The following is a 3,647-nucleotide window of genomic DNA, read 5'->3' on the forward strand; positions in this document are numbered from 1 at the left end:
GCACTGGGCCAGACGGTAACTTCATTCACTGGCGACGAGAGCGGCAAGGTTACAACAGTCATGACCACTGCTGGACAATATGAAACAGATATGGTCGTCCTATGTATCGGCTTCCGTCCAAATACAGATCTTCTTAAAGGGAAGGTAGATATGCTGCCAAATGGCGCCATCATCGTCGACGATTATATGCGTACGAGCGATCCTGATATTTTCGCAGCAGGAGACAGTTGTGCTGTCCGTTACAATCCGACAGGCGAACTTGCCTACATCCCTCTAGCTACAAATGCAGTACGTATGGGAAATCTCGTTGCGAAAAACCTGATAACGCCAACTACTAAATATTTAGGCACACAGGGTACATCGGCCATTAAAATTTACGACTTTAACATCGCATCAACAGKGATGACAGAAACAGCTGCTCTTGCTGTAGGTATGAATGTGAAAAAAGTCACAATCTTTGATAATGATCGCCCAGAGTTTATGCCAACCTATGAGCCTGTAACATTAAAGGTTGTTTACGAAGCGGAAACAAGACGGATTCTCGGAGCGCAACTGTTTTCCAAGGTCAATCTGACCCAGTCGATTAATACACTTTCTGTTTGTATCCAAAACCGTATGACAATGGATGAGCTCAGCTATGTCGACTTCTTCTTCCAGCCTCATTACAATAAACCATGGAATTTTCTTAACCAAGCTGGTTTACAAGCTTTTTGACAATACCCTTAGACAGCATCTAAGAATCAAACACGCATAATAAAAATCCGCAGATGGACCTTTTGGGATCCACATGCGGATTTTTTTGTTTTATCACTTTACTTTTAAGGGGTTAATACAGGCGATTTACGGTTGTGCGTACCTTGCTCATAAGCGTAACTAAGTTTGATAAGTGTTGCTTCTTCAAAAGAGCGACCTAGAAATTCGATTCCTGCAGGCATGCCTTCTGCTGTGAATCCTGCTGGAACCGTAATGGCAGGAAATCCTGAGTAAGGGCTCAACCTGTTATTGCTTCCTGCTTTCGCATTTTCTCCAACGAGAGAAGCTGTCTGCGAGGTAGATGGATACACGATCGCATCCAGATTGTTATCTGCCATTACTTTTAGTAAAGATTCGCGTGTTACTTTGGTTCTTAACAAAACGATGTCTTTATATTGCGGCGTATCAAGTGTTGTAAGAGCATCGCGTGCTATCAAGGATTTTTCTTGAGACTTGTCGAAAAGTCCTGAAGCAATAATGTCAGTTAAAGTCTTATAGGGAGCATTCGGACCAAGATCCGCTAAATAGTCGTTGAATTGAAACTTAAATTCGTAGCTGCTTAGACTCGGGTATTTCATAATTTCGGTCAGATTCGGTATTTTGATATCAACCGTTTCTGCACCAAGTGTCTTTAGGTCTGACACCGCCTTTTTGATTAGATCGTTAACAGGCTTATCTTCAGCAGTTGTACCGAACAACTCGGTAGCCACTCCGATGTGGGCCCCTTTTAGACCGTTAATATCTAGGGAGTCCGTATAGCTAATAGGAATTTTACCTACGCCGTATGCGGTAGAGACATCATCCGGGTCATATCCTACGGTTGCATCCAGCAAGATGGCAGCATCAGTTACCGTACGAGCCATTGGACCGCCAACATCTTGAGTTAACGCTAGTGGAATAATACCATCGCGACTTGATAAGCCTATTGTAGGGCGAATGCCCACAAGGCTGTTATAAGACGAAGGAATTCGAATAGATCCGCCCGTATCTGTTCCGAGGCCTGCTAGTGCAAAATTGGCTGCAATGGATGCTCCCGTTCCACCGCTAGATCCACCTGGATTATGAGCTAGTCCGTAAGGATTCAACGTTTGTCCGCCAAGTGAGCTTTGCGTTGTCGTACCGAATGCAAACTCATGAAGGTTTGACTTAGCTAAAATAATTGCACCTGCCACCTTCAGTTTAGCGATCTGATCAGCATCTTCTAAAGGAATAGAGTCCTTGAGGCAAAGACAACCGGCAGTTGTGGGCATATCATCCGTATCGTAGTTGTCTTTGACGATAATCGGAATACCGTGCAATGATCCTCTTGATCCTTTTTGAATACGTTCCTTGTCTAATTCTTCAGCTATTTGCAGTGCCTTAGGATTAACGGTCAATATGGCATTCAGTTTAATACCTTGATCATCATATTTCTCAATACGATCCAGGTAAAGCTGAACCAACTCTTTAGAAGTCAGCTTGCCACGATCGATGGCATGTTGAATATCCGAAATTGTTGTTTCAACTACATCGAATGGTTTCAAGAAATCATATACGCGATATGCAATAGCATAGGCTTGACCGTGTGTCACAACTCCTTTTGGAGCAAACCTAGTGCTATCCACTCCGTTCATTAGCAATGCTTTCATGACTGAGCCTACAGTTGATGAAAGAGTTGTGTTATCTGGAATATCCTTGAACGGTTCAGGAGCATCTGCTAGTTTAAGAGAATCATCAAGAAGAACGGCTACTTCCTCGCGAGTAATAGTAGCTGCTGCTTTCATGTCAGTGAGAGAATTTTTACCTGCTAGTGCAACTGATTGATGGAGAAGGTTGATAAACTCCATCGAAGTGACGGGTTTATTAGCGTCAATGCTTGAATCTCCCAATTTTAGTGAAATCGCCTTAATAGCATCTCCCTGATAAGTAGATTTGGAAGCAGGTGCTGCATTTGCCGTGAGAGGTACAGTTAGTAGTAAGCCGCTGATCATTACTACTGCGGTTTGTTTCTTCCAAGATATCCAGTTCAGCATGACTCATTCTCCTCTTCCATTCATGTTATGTAATATAACATCATGTTAAGGTCTGTGTATTTAATTGGCAAATGAACAAATACCCTTAAAAACCGCTTACATCCTATTTTTTCTTCATAATACTCTTTAAAACTATTAATATGTAGGTTTATGAATTAGATCCTATATCTATCTCTTTAAAGATAAAACTCTATAATTCATCAATTAACGAACACAAACATAACACTTAATGTCACAAAAATATATTTTGAGGATGCCCAACATAAAATGTGCATATATCTACCATATTAAAACCAATAACAGGATACTCCGCTTACATCTAATTTGAGCATTTCATAGTAAATACCCATAGATCATTAGACCAATAGACATTTTCTAAAGAAGAATAAGCACAAAAAAACTAGCCCCCTCATAAAGACAAGGACTAGTTTTTGATATTCTATTATTTTGCTCGCCTAGGTTGCAATATGCTGGATTTCCTCTATTCGCACCATCATCTCCCCCGAAGGGGTAATAACGGATAGAACCTGCCCCTTAGCTGCCATCAGCATCTGTTTCCCGACTGGCGATAGGAAGGAGATTAAATTCTCATCTGGATCAGCATCATTAGGCAGTACAATAGTAAGGGTATCTATAAATTGATGCTCTAAATAATTGACTGTAATGCTACTGCCAATAAACACACTAGCGTGCATTTCATCATCTGTTGCGTTAAGCAGCTTCTCAATATATTTGGTATACGTGGAAAGAAAGTGGTCCATTTCCGAACGCTCTTTTTCTTGTCTAGTAAAATAGGTATCGAGAAACCGACTCTTATCGTCATCTAATAGGACGATCTGCTGCACCAGCTGCTCTCTAAGAGCAGAAGCATCAATACTATGG

3 protein-coding genes are annotated in these 3,647 nt (G+C 41.4%); 1 reads left to right on the plus strand and 2 read right to left on the minus strand.

Annotation, left to right across the window (positions count from 1 at the left end):
* On the plus strand, window positions 1-714 hold a 714-nt coding region (locus tag AC1DWN_RS30255; protein WP_477562567.1), incomplete at its 5' end, for an FAD-dependent oxidoreductase.
* A gap of 104 nt (window positions 715-818) precedes the next feature.
* Here the strand turns inward: AC1DWN_RS30255 and AC1DWN_RS30260 are convergent.
* Both AC1DWN_RS30260 and AC1DWN_RS30265 read right to left on the minus strand, forming a co-directional pair.
* On the minus strand, window positions 819-2,765 hold the full coding sequence (locus AC1DWN_RS30260; protein ID WP_477562568.1) for an amidase family protein: 1,947 nt from the start codon (window positions 2,763-2,765) through the stop codon (window positions 819-821).
* A gap of 455 nt (window positions 2,766-3,220) precedes the next feature.
* Window positions 3,221-3,647 (minus strand): GreA/GreB family elongation factor (locus AC1DWN_RS30265; RefSeq protein ID WP_477562569.1); only part of this gene is annotated, 427 nt, incomplete at its 5' end.

The organism is Paenibacillus sp. P4_A7 (assembly GCF_056402455.1).

Excerpts from the sequence above, each read along its gene's own strand:
- AC1DWN_RS30260 (WP_477562568.1), bottom strand. The coding sequence starts at position 2,765 with ATGCTGAACTGGATATCTTGGAAGAAACAAACCGCAGTAGTAATGATC.